At 42.9% G+C, this 14,865-nt stretch carries 14 protein-coding genes and 1 pseudogene; 9 read left to right on the top strand and 6 right to left on the bottom strand.

The window, feature by feature from the left end:
• Positions 1 to 63 precede the first annotated feature (63 nt).
• Positions 64 to 795 carry a siderophore ferric iron reductase gene (locus SU60_RS04170; RefSeq protein ID WP_041154460.1) on the bottom strand — a complete coding sequence of 244 codons (732 nt, stop codon included), beginning with the start codon at positions 793 to 795 and terminating at the stop codon, positions 64 to 66.
• 402 nt (positions 796 to 1,197) lie between these two features.
• On the opposite strand from SU60_RS04170, the gene SU60_RS04160 reads away from it, so the two are divergent.
• Positions 1,198 to 2,529 (top strand): anaerobic C4-dicarboxylate transporter, encoded by a 1,332-nt coding sequence (locus tag SU60_RS04160; RefSeq protein ID WP_041154458.1) that lies wholly within the window; start codon positions 1,198 to 1,200, stop codon positions 2,527 to 2,529.
• Positions 2,530 to 2,642: 113 nt separating this feature from the next.
• On the opposite strand, the gene SU60_RS04155 is transcribed toward SU60_RS04160, so the two are convergent.
• On the bottom strand, positions 2,643 to 3,131 hold the full coding sequence (locus tag SU60_RS04155; RefSeq protein ID WP_041154457.1) for a LabA-like NYN domain-containing protein: 489 nt from the start codon (positions 3,129 to 3,131) through the stop codon (positions 2,643 to 2,645).
• 157 nt (positions 3,132 to 3,288) lie between these two features.
• On the opposite strand from SU60_RS04155, the gene SU60_RS04150 reads away from it, so the two are divergent.
• Positions 3,289 to 3,729 carry a DUF4174 domain-containing protein gene (locus tag SU60_RS04150; RefSeq protein WP_041154456.1) on the top strand — a complete coding sequence of 147 codons (441 nt, stop codon included), beginning with the start codon at positions 3,289 to 3,291 and terminating at the stop codon, positions 3,727 to 3,729.
• A 44-nt stretch (positions 3,730 to 3,773) separates the two neighbouring features.
• Here the strand turns inward: SU60_RS04150 and cobA are convergent, their stop codons facing one another.
• From cobA to nirB, 4 genes are all read right to left on the bottom strand, one after another.
• The gene (gene cobA, locus SU60_RS04145; RefSeq protein WP_041154455.1) at positions 3,774 to 4,532 is read right to left on the bottom strand and encodes a uroporphyrinogen-III C-methyltransferase; all 759 of its coding nucleotides are present in this window, start codon (positions 4,530 to 4,532) and stop codon (positions 3,774 to 3,776) included.
• Positions 4,533 to 4,706: 174 nt separating this feature from the next.
• Positions 4,707 to 5,555, bottom strand: a complete 849-nt coding sequence (locus SU60_RS04140) for a formate/nitrite transporter family protein (protein ID WP_041154454.1) — start codon at positions 5,553 to 5,555, stop codon at positions 4,707 to 4,709.
• A 235-nt stretch (positions 5,556 to 5,790) separates the two neighbouring features.
• The gene (gene nirD, locus SU60_RS04135) at positions 5,791 to 6,114 is read right to left on the bottom strand and encodes a nitrite reductase small subunit NirD (RefSeq protein WP_041154453.1); all 324 of its coding nucleotides are present in this window, start codon (positions 6,112 to 6,114) and stop codon (positions 5,791 to 5,793) included.
• A gap of 13 nt (positions 6,115 to 6,127) precedes the next feature.
• Entirely contained in the window at positions 6,128 to 8,692 is a 2,565-nt protein-coding gene (gene nirB / locus SU60_RS04130) for a nitrite reductase large subunit NirB (protein WP_041154452.1), read from the bottom strand.
• 391 nt (positions 8,693 to 9,083) lie between these two features.
• On the opposite strand from nirB, the gene rnk reads away from it, so the two are divergent.
• From rnk to SU60_RS04095, 7 genes and pseudogenes are all read left to right on the top strand, one after another.
• Entirely contained in the window at positions 9,084 to 9,488 is a 405-nt protein-coding gene (gene rnk / locus SU60_RS04125) for a nucleoside diphosphate kinase regulator (RefSeq protein ID WP_041154451.1), read from the top strand.
• Positions 9,489 to 9,708: 220 nt separating this feature from the next.
• Positions 9,709 to 10,680 carry a GGDEF domain-containing protein gene (locus SU60_RS04120; protein ID WP_041154450.1) on the top strand — a complete coding sequence of 324 codons (972 nt, stop codon included), beginning with the start codon at positions 9,709 to 9,711 and terminating at the stop codon, positions 10,678 to 10,680.
• A gap of 647 nt (positions 10,681 to 11,327) precedes the next feature.
• Positions 11,328 to 11,981, top strand: a complete 654-nt coding sequence (locus SU60_RS04115) for a hypothetical protein (RefSeq protein WP_041154449.1) — start codon at positions 11,328 to 11,330, stop codon at positions 11,979 to 11,981.
• A 202-nt stretch (positions 11,982 to 12,183) separates the two neighbouring features.
• Positions 12,184 to 12,540 (top strand): CHASE4 domain-containing protein, encoded by a 357-nt coding sequence (locus SU60_RS22235; RefSeq protein WP_245228351.1) that lies wholly within the window; start codon positions 12,184 to 12,186, stop codon positions 12,538 to 12,540.
• A complete protein-coding gene (locus tag SU60_RS20985; protein ID WP_245228350.1) occupies positions 12,540 to 13,553 on the top strand; it encodes a GGDEF domain-containing protein in 1,014 nt (337 codons plus the stop codon). Before SU60_RS22235 ends, SU60_RS20985 begins: the two co-directional genes overlap by 1 nt.
• Positions 13,554 to 13,642: 89 nt before the next feature.
• Positions 13,643 to 14,575, top strand: coding sequence for a CHAD domain-containing protein (locus SU60_RS04100; protein ID WP_041154447.1), 933 nt, complete (start codon positions 13,643 to 13,645; stop codon positions 14,573 to 14,575).
• Positions 14,576 to 14,657: 82 nt separating this feature from the next.
• A pseudogene (locus tag SU60_RS04095) lies at positions 14,658 to 14,865 on the top strand (lipase family protein); the annotation flags it as partial.

Genomic DNA, 14,865 nt, shown 5'->3' with positions numbered 1-14,865 from the left:
GGTACTTATCGGTGGTTTCGCCTTCTCATAGGTACTCGTTTATGCCAATTGGAGCATTACAACTCATACTCGCTTCGACATGATTTCACGGTTTTTATTCAGTCTTGGGCAATCTTGACATAGTTTGCCCTGCTCTCGTTTATACACTAAGCAACAACTTTTCCTTACCAATTGTACAGGTTGATCGATCTGCATCTGGTATAGAGAGCTAACGTTGTCTTGCTCTAGGTCCATGGCTTGCAACCACAGCGACGCATGTTCTTTGATTATCGAGCTATTTAGATTGGGAAAGAAATTTTGTAATCGTACTAGTCCCGCTAACATACCATCAGACATCAATTGCTGCGTAAATCCTGGACGAATACGCGTCCATTCATTCATCTCATTCTGATAGAAATCGAATAGAGCTCGGAGCTGCGGTCCCGCTTCTCTAATCAACGTTGTCTCATCACCGACAGTACATTGCTTATTAGCAAAACGATACCCGGTTACAAAGCAAGGTTTCACGTATTGCGCCATCTGGTATAGATTCGGCAACGTTTGAAAACCATAAATTGATATAAACGCGATATAAACAGGCTGCCAGCAGAGCAGATCCCACGTTCTTGTTAACCAATAGGCTCGTCCTGCTTCTGGATAGGTTTCTTCGAGCTGACGGTATAAGCCTTTAATGATCGGGTTAATATTGTTGTCAATGTGAATCGCATCTTGGCTTATCTCGCCAATATCTCCGTGAAGATAGGCTGTCATTGAGCTTGATGACTGAAACAGTTTGTAAAAGAATGAGTCGGACATAGCTGCGCGTATTAATGTTTTCGCTTTCTTGTCTTTATACGCAAGCAGAAACAGTAATGCAAACTATTATCTTTTAGATTTTTAAATGACTACCATTACTTCATAAGACTCGATAACAAGCAACTACTCTCGTCACTTTGCTTGCGTTTTACCTTATCGACGTAGACCGTGTAAATGAACAAAACGTTAAGTTCACCAGAACCTGTCGATACTTTCTTATAAACACGCCACACTCTAAAAACACCTTGATAATCCTCTGTTAACACATCCCAGATATAACGTGAGTTATTGCTAAATATTGCATATTGCTTTTTGACCTCAACCAAAGTGTGACCAAGCCAAGATATTTTTCTCATGAATATCGGAACAATGTAACTAGTTGTATCAAATAAGGAAATTATCATGTTGTATCTAGAGTTTCTGTTCTTACTCATGATGCTCTACATCGGTTCACGCTATGGTGGTATCGGCTTAGGTGTCGTTTCTGGCATCGGCTTAGTTATCGAAGTATTTGTATTCAAAATGCCACCGACTTCACCACCCGTCACGGTAATGTTGATCATTCTTGCTGTGGTGACTTGCGCGTCGATCTTAGAAGCCGCTGGTGGACTGAAATACATGTTGCAAGTTGCAGAGCGATTGCTGCGTAAGAATCCCAAACGCGTTACATTGATTGCCCCATTTGTGACGTATTTTATGACCTTTTTGCTTGGTACAGGCCATGCGGTTTACTCCATCATGCCAATCATTGGCGATGTGGCATTGAAAAATGGCATCCGTCCTGAGCGTCCGATGGCGGCGGCGTCCGTTGCTTCGCAAATCGGTATTACTGCGTCGCCTATTTCTGCCGCCGTTGTGTACTACCTTGCTCAGTTGTCTGACATCCAACATGAAATCACGCTGCTATCAATTTTACTGGTTACTGTTCCAGCAACGTTATTTGGTACATTGCTTATGTCCCTTTACAGCTTAAAACGTGGTAAAGAGCTCGAAGACGATGAAGAGTACCAAACGCGCTTAAAAGACCCAGTTTGGCGTGAAAAAATCCTTTCTACTACCGCAACCTCTCTCGATGAAAAACTACCAACCAGTGCTCGTAACTCGGTACTCATGTTCATTTCATCCATTTTAATCATCGTTGTGATTGCGATGTGGCCAGACATTCGTACCATTGTGGATGGTGAAAAACCAATCAGCATGGCTGTGGTCATTCAGATGATGATGCTCTGTTTTGGCGGTATCATTCTGCTTGCAACCAAAACGGACCCACGAAACGTGCCTAATGGTGTGGTATTCAAATCCGGTATGGTGGCTGCAATTGCGATCTTTGGTATTGCGTGGATGTCAGATACTTACTTCCAATACGCCATGCCACAGTTTCGATCTGGCATCGTAGAAATGGTAACCAACTACCCATGGACATTCGCGCTGGCATTGTTCATTGTGTCTGTCGTAGTCAACTCACAAGCCGCTACCGCACGTATGATGTTACCTGTTGGTCTGGGGCTTGGGCTGGATCCTGCGTTACTGATTGGTTTGATGCCAGCGGTCTACGGGTACTTCTTTATTCCGAATTATCCATCAGACATCGCAACCGTAAACTTTGATACCTCAGGTACAACGAAGATTGGTAAGTGGTACTTTAACCACTCATTTATGTCGGTCGGTTTGATTGGTGTGATTGGTGCTTGCTGCATGGGTTATGTCCTCGCACAAATGATCATACCTTCGTAGCCAATTGGAGCACAACGTCACTAGACGTATGTGACATTTCGTTTAGGGAGAGTCACTTGGTACATTGTCGTACTGCCTGAAGTGATTCTCCCTTTTTATAAGATTGTCGATATCTAAAGTAAGAAATGGTCATCAATGGCGACAAAAATATCGGCACAATCGATCAAGGTTTGGGAGGTTAAACGCGGTACGCCATAAACAATGACTTTCTTGTTATAACGCTGCTGAATTCGCTCAACTAACACGCTGAAATCTCCATCGCCCGAGACCAACACTACCTCGTCCACGTCTGGTGCTATTTCTATGGCATCCAAGGTAATACCCACATCCCAGTCCCCTTTTGCGCTGCCGTCACGACGTTGAATATAAGGCTTGAGCATCACCTCAAAACCAACACCACGCAAAATGTGATGAAACTGACGCTGTTTCGGATCATTACTTGCGATGGCGTAAGCTCTTGCGCTAACAACCTCTTTGCCTTGCGTGGCAACGTACCAGAATTGGTTGTAATCAAAGTTGCTACGGTACGCTTCTCGACAGGTGTAATACACATTCTGCACATCAACTAGGATTGCGATTTTTTGATTGCTTTCTGAAGTCATCGATTTCTACATTTTGTTCGTTTGATGCTTACCCTAAGCCAGTTTGCTCCAAAGCACAATCTTTACCCCAAAGCATAATCTTTACCGCGAAGCGTATTGAACCAATTCCACTAAACTTAGCGTATAAACAGTTATTGTCGTTTTCAGGGGGCTAATTATGACTAAACTACTCTTCATAGCATTGCTTTGCTGGCTTTTATCGCCTATCGCAATGAGTTACCCCACTTACGCACAATACTGGCCCCATAGAAGCGTTCTTTATTTTGCACCTGAGAACGACGCCCACGTAAAACAATTCTTACTAGAAACACTAATGAATGAGTGTGAACTGGAAGATCGAGATATGGTGATTCTTGTCATGACCGAGGACGGTTTCACCTACCCGGACTGGTTAAAAGAGGAAATAGACCCTCAGCAGTTAGCAGAACAGTACCGAGTCATTAAAGGTGAGCACACCGCAATTCTACTTGGCAAAGATGGTCAAGAAAAATACCGTTGGGGAACAGAGACGGATTGGCAATTCATCAATGAGTTGGTTGACGGCATGCCAATGCGCAAACAAGAAATGCAGAGACAGCGCAGTCCTTGCACGATTTAATTAACAACATTTAAGTCATAACAGCCGAGTTAACAGAACGCAACCTAGCCAACAAACCAGTCGAGCTTTTGATGTAACTGTGTGACACTGCCCACGACAATAATAGCGGGGCTGAAGGCTTTCTGTGCCATATCTGCTAGCTCGACGAGCTTACCCTGCAAAACACGTTGCTCGGGGCGCGTACCGTTTTCAATGATGGCGCATGGCATGTCTCGGTCAAGCCCATGACTTATCAGCTTGTCCATTATATGACCGCTCTGTTTTAACCCCATATAGAACACTAAGGTGTTATTCGATTGTGCCAATGATTGCCACTCAATATCGCGCCCATCTTTTTGCACATGACCAGTAATAAATTGGACACTTTGCGCGTGATCTCGATGCGTTAGGGGAATACCGGCATAAGCCGTAGCTCCTGCTGCGGCAGTAATGCCAGGCACCACTTCGTAGTTAACCCCAGACTCTGCCAACGTCTCCAACTCTTCACCACCACGCCCAAACATGAACGGGTCTCCGCCTTTCAAGCGCACAACACGCTTACCTTCTTGCGCCTTTTGAACCAAAATTTGATTAATTTGCTCTTGAGGAACACAGTGGAAGTCGAGCTTTTTGCCTACATAAATCATCTCAGCAGTTTCAGCCGCCAAAGCCAAAATGGCTCTCGAAACTAATCGGTCATATACCACCACTTCTGCGGCTTGAATGGCTTTAAAGCCCTTAACAGTCAGTAAGTCAGGGTCACCTGGCCCCGCTCCAACCAAAGATACGAAACCGGTGTTTAAAGAAGTGGTATTGGTCATCATAGCAATGCCTATTAGGAAATTTAGAGATAATAAGTCACACTCACAAGGTCTCATAGCGTGAAAAACTGTACACAAACAAGTAGCTACTTTTTATCGCCAAACCGCTAGCTGTTAGCTGTTAGCTAAATAAATTATGTGGTCCCAGTATTACAACGTGAGACCACATCGTACCGTTTATTTAGCGATTGCAGGTTTAGCTTCTATGCCTGATTCTGCATTCAAAGACGGTGCTGTTTTCGCATGAGTAATGTAAAGCGGCAAGGTCGCCATGACTAAACCGCCAACAATATTACCAAGAATCGTTGGGATAAGGTTAAAGTTCAACCATGTTGCAACGCCAAAATCCGCGCCTAACATCATGCCTAATGGGAAGAGGAACATGTTTACTACCGTGTGCTCGAATACGAGTGCAAAGAAGATGAAGATCGGAAACCACATCATCGCTACACGACCAGAGACTGAACGCGCCGTCATGTTTCCGATAACACCTAGACACACCATGAGGTTACAGAAAATACCACGTACAAAACACGTAATCCATCCGTCCATACCCATGTTTTCAAAACCAAGGCTACGCGCCGTAGAAACTGCCACAAACTTCTTCGCGACGGCATTGAGATCTAACGAAAAGTTACCCGTCAATGATATTGCAACCAAGTAAGCAACCAGCAAAGAACCAATGAGGTTCCCTAATCCAACGATTCCCCAACAGCGCATCACTCGTCCCCAAGTAATACCAGGACGATTAGCCAACTTGGCCAAAGGTGCAACACCAAATACCCCCGTTACGAGGTCATAACCCATTACACTCAGAATCACAAAGCCCACTGGGAAAACCAGTGCGCCCACAACGCCAATGCCGGTTTGAACAATCGCTGTAATCGCCACGACAACCGCTAAAGAAAGAATAACCCCCGCCATCGTACTGCGAATAAGCAGGTCTCGAGTGCTAGTATTTACCTTTGCTTCACCAACATTAATCATGGTTTGCACGAACTCAGCCGGTTTATAATCTGTAGACATGAATAAGTCCTTATTCAAAAATGAAAGTTAAAAGTTAAAGATTGAATAGAGAAAAGCTCCCTAAAGCACTACCCGTGGGCGTTTGAGTCATTTCCTACTAAAGGCCTTGGAAAGAAACTGGCCTTGGAAAAATACTGACCGAGGAAAAATACGGACCGCGGTCATAATGGTCAGAAAGCGTTTACCTATTAAATCTAAAGACATTCCCTCCCCCTATTAGAGGAGGGAACAAGACTTAAGCTGAGATCTCAACCTCGCCGTTTATCACACGCGCAGCGTAAGCTTTGACGTTAAATTGCTCATTTTCCATACAGACCCCAGTCTTTAAGTTAAAACGCTGTTTTTTAAGCGGACTGGCGACCCAAAGCTCACCTTGGTGCTCACAAATCAAACCACGAGATAATACGTTTGATTGAAAAAACGGGTCGGTATTGCTGATCGCCAGAACCTCTTCGTCTTCGGTTGGACGAAATACCGCGATCTGCTGGCCACCAACAAGAGCGCAAACGCCTGTACCAGGGATGATATCGTTAATTTGGCAGATTTTTTCAAATGACATAGTCGACCTTCCCTTATGCTTCTGTGAGTGCTACGTGTAGGATGTCGCCTTTTGCTTCCGGATGTTTCTCCGTAAAGGTCGCCGGGCGATGTTGTTCACGTTCAGGTACAAACTGCACATTTTCATCACGTTTGTCTGAGTTAATGAAATGCGCAAAACGCGTTAGCTGTGATTCATCATTGATGGTTGCCGTCCACTCACACTCGTACTCATCAACAAGTTTCGCAACATCAGTTTCTAGTTGAGCGTTAATGCCGAGCTTGTCATTGACGATGACTTCACGTAGGTAGTCCACACCACCTTCCAGATTTTCCATCCATACTGAAGTGCGTTGCAGTGGTGCCGCCGTACGGATGTAGAACATCATGAATCGGTCGATATATTTGATCAGAGTTTCTTTGTCTAAGTCGCTCGCTAACAAATCGGCGTGACGAGGTTTCATACCGCCGTTGCCGCATACGTACATGTTCCAGCCCGCATCAGTGGCAATGATACCAAGATCTTTACCTTGTGCTTCTGCACATTCACGCGTGCAGCCCGATACACCAAACTTCATCTTATGCGGGGTACGGATGCCTTTGTAGCGGTTCTCGATAAATGAACCAAGACCAACCGAATCTTGAACACCGTAGCGACACCAAGTCGAACCAACACAAGTCTTCGCCATGCGCAGTGCTTTAGCGTACGCTTGGCCTGTTTCAAAACCAGCATCAATCAGTTTGCCCCAGATGACCGGAAGGTCGTCTTTTTGTGCACCAAACAGGCCGATACGCTGAGCGCCAGTCACTTTGGTATATAGGTTATATTCTTCCGCAACCGCAGCTAACGCACCAAGCGCTTGAGGCGTAACTTCCCCACCCGCCATTCGTGGAATTACCGAGTAAGTCCCATCTTTCTGAATATTGCCTAGGAAGTTGTCATTGGTGTCATGCAACTTCACCAATTGCGGCTTAAGGATGTGCTCACCCCAGCATGATGCCAATATGGAACCAACCAGCGGTTTACACACTTCGCAGCCATAGCCTTTGCCATACTTTTGTAGCAGCTCATCGAAGCTTTTTATCTCTTCAATACGAATTAGGTGGAAGAGCTCTTGACGCGAGTAAGCGAAATGCTCACAAACATCGTTTTTCACTTCGATACCGGACTTGGCAAGCTCTGCGTTCAAAACTGAAGTGACAAGAGGAATACAGCCACCACAGCCTGTGCCCGCTCCTGTGACAGCTTTGATGTCACCCAGTGTATGATGACCATCAGCGACGGCTTGTGCGATCTTACCTTTTGTCACATCAAAGCAAGAACAGATAACGGCACTTTCTGGCAGAGCATCCGCGCCTAACGCTGGCTTTTCCGCGCCTGCATGAGCAGGAAGGATCAAAGCATCAGGGTTGTCTGGAAGATCGATTTCATTCAACATGAGTTGAAGCAGATCACCGTAATCAGAGGTATCACCGACCATCACCGCACCAAGCAGTTTCTTATTGTCTTTTGATACGATCAGACGTTTGTAAACTTCTTGCTCTTCATTTTGATAGACATAGCTCTTACATCCCTCGGTGCGGCCGTTTGCGTCGCCGATGGAACCTACTTTTACGCCAAGCAGTTTCAGTTTCGCCGACATATCAGCGCCCTGGAATTTACTTTCTGTGTTACCCAGTAGGTGATCAACGGCAACCGTCGCCATCTTGTAACCAGGAGCGACTAGACCATAGAACATGTTGTTCCAAGAAGCGCACTCCCCGATGGCATAAATATCTTTATCAGACGTCTGACAATGGTCATTGATTGCTACGCCACCTCGAACACCAATTTCGAGATCCATTTGACGAGCTAGTTTATCTTGAGGACGTATACCTGCAGAGAACACAATGAAGTCCGTTTCTAGCTCAGTATCATCGGCAAAGCGCATGACATTACGTGCATGTTTGCCTTCTGGCGCAATCTCAAGGGTATTTTTACTGGTATGAACGTTAACACCCATGCGCTCGATTTTTTGACGAAGTTGGTTACCACCAGCGAGATCCAGTTGCTCTGCCATCAGTTTTGGCGCGAACTCAACAACATGCGTTTCTACCCCTAATGCTTTGAGCGCACCAGCGGCTTCAAGACCAAGTAAACCTCCGCCAACAACCACACCTGATTTGCTGTTCTTTGCGCATGCTTCGATAGATTTAAGATCTTCGATTGTCCGATAAACAAAGCAATCTTTGCTTTCATGCCCTTTAATAGGTGGAACAAATGGGTATGAGCCGGTAGCCAGAATCAGTTTGTCATAATGAACTTCACGACCGGTACTTGAATAAACAATACGATTTTCACGATTGATGTTGATCGCGCGCTCGCCAATCAACATGTTGATGCCGTTTTTCTCGTAAAAACCTTGTTTAACCAACGACAGTTCGTCGGCAGTATGGTGAGAAAAGTAAGAGGAAAGATGCACACGATCGTACGCAACACGAGGTTCTTCGCAGAAAACGGTGATATCCAGTTCAGAGACATCCGTTTTATCAACTAAGTCTTCAATGTAGCGGTGACCGACCATCCCGTTACCGATGACTACTAGCTTCAACTTGCTCATTATAATTCCTAAGGGTTAGGTTCTTATCACTGAGCTCATTGTTATTTGTGAAAGAAAATTAATACATGATGTAAATCAATTACAGTTTCAAACTACCCTAAAGGGGTAGAAGCCAAAGAATGCGGCGTAATTATGTAATTAAATACCAACTCTGCTTGGCTAGTTTTAACATTCATTCATGTCTACCCCCGTCTCAACATTGGTGGTGAAGGAAAGACGACTTTAAATGAAATAAATTACTGCGACGATAGAAACATTTTACTGGAAGGTCACGCCAATAAAGGCTAGTATCAGTCCTTAAATATGGAACTAAACCCATATAAAAAATCAAAGAGCAATCAATAAAATACCGCCCATTTTTATGTGGCGGTCTTTTTTTTGGAGTCAATAAATGCAAAACAACGACCCTATCTATATTTCCAATATCGATATAAATCGAATCACAGCAATGCTTGAGAAGCTGCCGAGTGTTTCAGAAGAACTGATGAAGCTTGAAGAAGAGCTTGATCGAGCGACGGTGTTAGAACCGGAAGACGTGCCAGAGAACGTGGTAAGAATGAACTCAATCGTAGAGTTTCAGTTCTTAGGCGAAGACAAAGTTTTAACCAGACGATTGGTTTATCCTCAAGACTTAAAAAACAGTGATGATATCTCGATTTTTGCTCCAGTTGGCAGCGCGCTGATTGGTCTGTCTGTTGGGCAAAAGCTTGAATGGCCGTTGCCAAATAAGCGCGTTAAAACGATTGAAATTATCAATGTTACTTACCAAGCTGAAAGTAATACCGCACTAAACTAGCCTCAATAGTCCCGGTGCAAAGCACACCATAGTACTTTGCACCAGGAGCGTTGTTTTATCTAATTCGGCCCCACCTAAGCAGCCCCATAAAAAGCCCTCAACTCTTATTTAAACGCTAAGCACTATTCATTCACTTTTTATCCTGAGCACATGAAACTGGATAGAAGTTTAGTGAGATGTTTCGTATAGTTACCTGACTAAGGTATCGAGTGTTTAGAAAATGGAAGAGCTTTTAAAGCGACTAAAGCAGCTAGAAAAAGACAATGAAGAACTCACACGTCAAAATGCTCGCCTGCAAGAAAAACTGAACGCAGCACTTGATAACAATGGCCTTTGCCTGTGGGAACAACATATCCCATCTGGTACATTGACGATATTCAACATGCAGTGGGGAAAAATGCTGGGCTATCAGTCTCACGAACTCACTGCAACCATCGAGACATGGAAAAATAACCTTCATCCAGATGATTACGACCTTGCTGTTAGCGCATTTGAAGACCACCTGGCAGGCAAAACCGATCTTTATCAAGTCGTCCATCGTATGCTTCACAAAGACGGAACGGATAGTTGGGTATCTGATCGGGGTCGAATTGTAGAGTATGCACCTGACGGCACCCCATTACGCATGATGGGAACCCACATCGACATCACTCAAGAAAAACGCTATGAACAGCAACTGGCTAAACTGGCCAACAGTGATGCTCTTACTGGTTTGCTCAATAGAAATGCAATTGAACATCGATTCAATTGCATGAGTAACAACCCCCAGTCACAAAAGTTAGCTCTAATATTTTTTGACGTGGATAATTTCAAAACCGTTAACGATGAATTAGGGCACCATGCTGGTGATCGTTTACTGATTCGTATTTCAAACGACTTGATTAAGCTCACGCCTCACGATGCGCAAGTTGCTCGAATTGGGGGTGATGAGTTTGTCGTCTTATGTAAAGAAAAATCACCTGAAGAATTATCTGAGCTCTGTGACAAACTGTTAACCAGCATCCCTCCAAGTATTCAAACTTCGCTAAAGACGGAACATAAGCAGAACTTCAACATTGGATTAAGTATTGGCGTATGTATTTTCAACAGTGGTGCAAACAACTTTGCAGACATTTATCAAAAAGCCGATGCCGCTATGTATGAGATAAAGAAGAATGGCAAGAATGGTGCTGCATTTATCGAGCTCACCTGATTTATCAGGAGCCTAAACGCTTATAACAGACCAAAGACTGGTCATCGGATATAAGCAACCGCCATAACGAGTACTTATAGAGAGTTGGCTGATTCCCCCCATATTCTAATTTCCTATATTAGATGATAAAACACCCTTTGCCCTGAACTTAATTATCAGTTTTTGTATATCCTTTGGGGCTAAACGCAAGACTTTCACACACTCAACAATGCAGGCCTAACTAGTCCGACCTACATAAATTAAACACGTTTATAAACCTGTAAACCAACTGTACACCTGTCCACTTCAGTACACCTACTTTTTGTAATGCTTTAGCTCTACCCCAACCTCATGATCTTGCATGGTATTGTTGTTCTTTTATCAATAACAACCACAACACCTGGTTAACAAGGTGTTCACCCATTCGTAAGAATACACTTCAAAAAAATATACATGTCATTATATTTCAACAACTTATCATCTGGTTTGATTCTTGCTTTGTAACTTGCAAACGACAGATGTTTCCAGATGTAACATGTACCACTCGGGAACAGTGTCTAAGGACAGGGGCACAAAAACTTGGGTGTCCAATGGTGCCGGATCCAGTGTTGGCATCATTGGGTATCCACAACCCCCTTTATCAACTTTCGAAAATAAAAAGAAGGTAGATGATGGAACATTTAATACATAGCCGACATAAAAGATTGCTCAGCGCCCTGCTCATAAGCGCCGCAACTCTTTATGGGCCAGCAGCATTGGCTCAAGATCCTGGCATACAAGACTCTTGTATGGAGGATCTATACGGTAAAAATTTAAACTGTACAGCAAACGATATTAATATTGCAGAAGCGAATAATATTGTGGTTACTGAAATCGATGGTCAACCTGTTGGCCCTGGTACAGATGTCTGTGTAGCCGGTAAGGAGGTTACTTTTGAAGCAGACTTTAACGTAGTATCTACTGCTAGTGATCGTTATGACATCGGGCTATATTTCCAGAACAATGGAGGCCCAGACGCTCTTAATGGCAGTTGTAATATTTATACTTTAAGTGATGAATATTCTGTAAACGCAAGTAACACAGATGGTGACTCTTGTTGGGACGTAGAACAAGCACAAGTCGTTGTTCACTCAGCAGAAATTACCACACTTTGTCAAGATACTGATGGCGATGGACAACTCAACCTGCCAAACTGTGTAAGCTGGCGTCAACCGGGTAAAAATGAAGTGTGTGGTTACCCAACTGATGCATTTCCAGGCGCTCCATCAAAATTATCGTTTGTCAGTTTATTGGACTTCCAACACAAGTTTTTATCATCGTAGATCTAACCTTTATTCCGACAAACTTGCCTTGATTACACATGATTTAAACAACTTATCCCTTCAAACATCAATTATGCAACCAATTGATTTATGGCGTTTAAAAAATCAACCATAACTGTATATTTATTAGGTTATGAACATCATATTGTGCTAATGTTCACCCTATATCTAACTTTTGCCCTTCTTACGCAACTCGACACTCATGACAAAACCAGCAACAAGGACATACTTACCAAATAAATCATTGATACAAATGATAATGTGGCTGCTTTTCGTTATGGTTGTTACCGTTTTCTGCTGCCTGGCGTACTTTCTGAGTTCACTGGATAGCCTCGCCGCTGATCAACTTTCGCATCGAGTGTTTTTAGCAAAAGACTTGGAAACTCGTTCGAGTAAGGATCTACTTGAAGAATATACCTTTTGGGATGAGGCCTACGAACATGTCGTTAAGAAGACTGATAAGGAATGGATAAAAGGTAACTCAGGCGATTACTTACTAAGCAAGAGGGATTTTGATTTTAGTGTTGCTGTAGTCAATGGCGATCAAAAAGCTATTTAGTGACACACCCAGACGCCCAAAACTTACAATATGAAGACATTAAGGCCCCCCTTTTAGAATTAATACAAGCGTCAGAACAGATGACCACAGTCACCAAACTTGCTCATGGTATATTTAAGATCAATGGCGATGTTTATTATATTGTTGGTGGTCCGTTTGTCGATGAAATGTCAGAACTTCCTCATGAAGGTACTTATTTAGCACTAGGGAAAAAATTTGACCCTGAGTACCTCATTCAATTAGCGAGTGACTACCAGTTATACGATCTAAGACTGTCAGATACATCTCAAGGGCTCGAATACTTCATGGCCTTACATACAGCGTCAGGAGAAACGGTAGGATTTCTGTCTTGGCAACCTGATGTTCCAAGTAAAGCGATTATTCCTACAATTACGCTGATCATCATTATTTTTTCAGTAATCATCGCGAGCATCATTACTTATATTTTGAAAAAACAACAACTGAGCCGTGATGAATACGAAAGCCGGTTATTTCAAGAGGCAACTACAGATTCTCTAACTAAAGTAAAAAATAGACGCTACGTGATGATGATGGGCAACTCGGAATACAACACGTTCAGTCAATTAGAAAGCCAGCTTCTCTCCATATTAGTCATAGATATTGATCACTTTAAAGCAATTAATGATAAATACGGTCATAAGGTTGGTGATAAAGCCTTGGTACACTTTACGGAACTGTGTCTTGCTGGGCTGCGTAAAACCGATATTTTAGGTCGAATCGGTGGTGAGGAGTTCGCGATCATTCTACCTAATACTGATGAACAAAAAGCTCAAGATATCGCGAACCGTATACGAATCTTGGTTTCAGAAACACCATTTTACTCTGACGGTATCATTATCAATCTAACTATTAGTGTAGGCGTATCAGTACTCCACACCCAAGAGAGCTTTGAGACCTTGTTAGAGGAAGCCGACAAAGCCTTGTATGAGGCCAAGCGAAGTGGCAGAAATAAAGTAATGCTTTATAATCAATCTAACCACAATGATGTTTAAGGGACGACATTCGCAAGCTCAACACCCTACAGTAATTGCTCGTTGAAACCAATGTAAGCTCCCTCTCTACTCTGTTTGCGAGGTGCTCAGTGCTTGATAAATCTACGTCTCACCTTTCGCTATACCGTGACTCTGACTTACATCAGGTCTTTACTCAGTTTCTTATTGCTCAACTTGAGTTTGCAACATCATTAGAAGCCGGGCTGATTATCGGTAATGATCCCGAATACAACCATCAGTATCGAGTCACAATAAGGCGCACCCGATCTTTGTGTCTGTTACTTCACGATCTCATACCAAAGTCAGAACTATCTCTGATCAAACCAAAGCTAAGAGTCTTAATGAAGAAGACAAATCGCTTGAGAGATTTAGATGTATTCATTATTGATAAAGCAAAATATTTCAACTTATTACCTGCAGAGCATTCGTCGCTTGAAGAACTCTTCGCAATTATTGAAAAACATCAGATTGCCCAACAAAACATTGTCTCGGCATGGTTGTTATCTAATGAATATACTCAAACCAAGACGCTAATAAAAAACAGCCTTAAGCGTACAGCACTGTATGAGCCCAAATTTAAGCCTATAATACCCACTCGGTTTGCGAATACCCAAATATTAGCACAACTAAAAAAAGTCAAAAAAGCAAGTCGTAATATATCAGAACAAAGCCAAGATAATGTTATTCACTCATTGCGAATTAAATGTAAAGCACTGCGTTATCTACTCGAATGCTTTTCGACACTCTATTCATCACCACAACATAGAGAAAACATAAAACAGATCAAGCATCTGCAGGATAAACTCGGTGATTTCAACGACACATCCAACCAAATTACATTTTTTAATACAATGAGAAAAAAAGAAGTTAAGAATAAAAAAGGCCAAAAGGCACTCAAGCAACTCATTAAAATAATAAAACAACAACATGAATTGTCCCGTTATTCAGTTTGCTCTCATCTACGCCAAATAAATGATGGCCTGTTGACCAACCAATCAGCGCTGGAAACTTATTATCAGTAACGGTAAGTATCTAAGCAAACTTTCATTTATTCGTCATACTTTGTTTCTAAATTGGTGTGTGGACAACAGTAAGTAGAATAACGTGAAACCATTAAAACGATACCAGTATGAGCGCTACGCTGTGCTGTGTAACCTCGCCTACCCTAGGGTCTTTAAGCAAACTCGTTACGGATTTGATCCTAATGGCCAGCGAGTGATAAAAAATAAACACGGCAAAATCATGATACGAGTCCTATGGAGTGAAAAGCATGAAGAAGCTGTTGTTGTGATTAAAGGTTCTCATAGCCCCC

This window comes from Vibrio mytili, from assembly GCF_000830505.1.
GTDB classification, from domain to species: Bacteria; Pseudomonadota; Gammaproteobacteria; order Enterobacterales; family Vibrionaceae; genus Vibrio; species Vibrio mytili.
Note: the sequence above shows the minus strand (reverse complement) of the source record. Positions and strands in the feature narration are given on the sequence as shown.

Coding starts and splice junctions, on each gene's coding strand:
- SU60_RS04170 (WP_041154460.1), bottom strand. CDS start 795: ATGTCCGACTCATTCTTTTACAAACTGTTTCAGTCATCAAGCTCAATG.
- SU60_RS04160 (WP_041154458.1), top strand. CDS start 1,198: ATGTTGTATCTAGAGTTTCTGTTCTTACTCATGATGCTCTACATCGGT.
- SU60_RS04155 (WP_041154457.1), bottom strand. CDS start 3,131: ATGACTTCAGAAAGCAATCAAAAAATCGCAATCCTAGTTGATGTGCAG.
- SU60_RS04150 (WP_041154456.1), top strand. CDS start 3,289: ATGACTAAACTACTCTTCATAGCATTGCTTTGCTGGCTTTTATCGCCT.
- cobA (WP_041154455.1), bottom strand. CDS start 4,532: ATGATGACCAATACCACTTCTTTAAACACCGGTTTCGTATCTTTGGTT.
- SU60_RS04140 (WP_041154454.1), bottom strand. CDS start 5,555: ATGTCTACAGATTATAAACCGGCTGAGTTCGTGCAAACCATGATTAAT.
- nirD (WP_041154453.1), bottom strand. CDS start 6,114: ATGTCATTTGAAAAAATCTGCCAAATTAACGATATCATCCCTGGTACA.
- nirB (WP_041154452.1), bottom strand. CDS start 8,692: ATGAGCAAGTTGAAGCTAGTAGTCATCGGTAACGGGATGGTCGGTCAC.
- rnk (WP_041154451.1), top strand. CDS start 9,084: ATGCAAAACAACGACCCTATCTATATTTCCAATATCGATATAAATCGA.
- SU60_RS04120 (WP_041154450.1), top strand. CDS start 9,709: ATGGAAGAGCTTTTAAAGCGACTAAAGCAGCTAGAAAAAGACAATGAA.
- SU60_RS04115 (WP_041154449.1), top strand. CDS start 11,328: ATGATGGAACATTTAATACATAGCCGACATAAAAGATTGCTCAGCGCC.
- SU60_RS22235 (WP_245228351.1), top strand. CDS start 12,184: ATGACAAAACCAGCAACAAGGACATACTTACCAAATAAATCATTGATA.